Here is a 713-nt window from a genome sequence, read left to right as displayed (position 1 = left end):
CGTCACTACAGCGGCCCGAGCAACCTGCACACCGCCCTGAGCCAGCAAGCGGCCCTGAGCCCCAACGCCCCGGCGCTGGTGTTCGAAGGCCAGCGTTTGAGCTATGCCGAACTCGACCAACGGGCGCAAACCGTCGCCCGCGCCCTGCGCGCCGCCGGCGTGGGCAGCGACAGCATCGTGCCGGTGTGCATGGAGCGTTCGGTGGAGATGGTCGTGGCCTTGCTCGGCATCGTCCATGCCGGCGCCGCATGGCTGCCGCTGGATCCGGAGTTGCCGGCCACGCGCCTGGCGTTCCTGATTGAGGACGCCGACGCCAAGGTCACCTTGACCCAAGCCCAGTGGATGCAGCGCCTGCCAGCCGGGCATCAGGCCTGGACGCTGGATGCGTTGCCAGACGCTGAAGCCTTCGAACCGATCAGCGTCGAAGCCAACCACCTGGCCTACGTGCTCTACACCTCCGGTTCCACCGGCCAACCCAAAGGCGTGATGAACGAACACGGCGCCTTGATGAACCGCCTGCACTGGATGCAGGACGCCTTCCCGATTGGCCCGAACGACCGCGTCTTGCAGAAAACCCCGTACAGCTTCGACGTGTCGGTGTGGGAGTTCTTCTGGCCGCTGATCACTGGCGCGACCCTGGTGGTTGCCCGCCCGGACGGTCATCGCGACCCGGCCTACCTCAGCCAGTTGATCCAGCAGGAACGGGTCACGAC

At 66.6% G+C, this 713-nt stretch carries 1 protein-coding gene; it reads left to right on the top strand.

The window, feature by feature from the left end:
• The coding region (locus HU767_RS28530) for an AMP-binding protein (RefSeq protein WP_186731112.1) at nt 1-713 on the top strand (713 nt) is incomplete at both ends.

Origin of the sequence: Pseudomonas sp. SWRI179, assembly GCF_014268705.1 — a bacterium.
Taxonomy (GTDB): Bacteria; Pseudomonadota; Gammaproteobacteria; order Pseudomonadales; family Pseudomonadaceae; genus Aquipseudomonas; species Aquipseudomonas zanjanensis.
The sequence above is the reverse complement of the archived record's forward strand: the minus strand, read 5'-3'. Positions and strand labels throughout refer to the sequence as shown.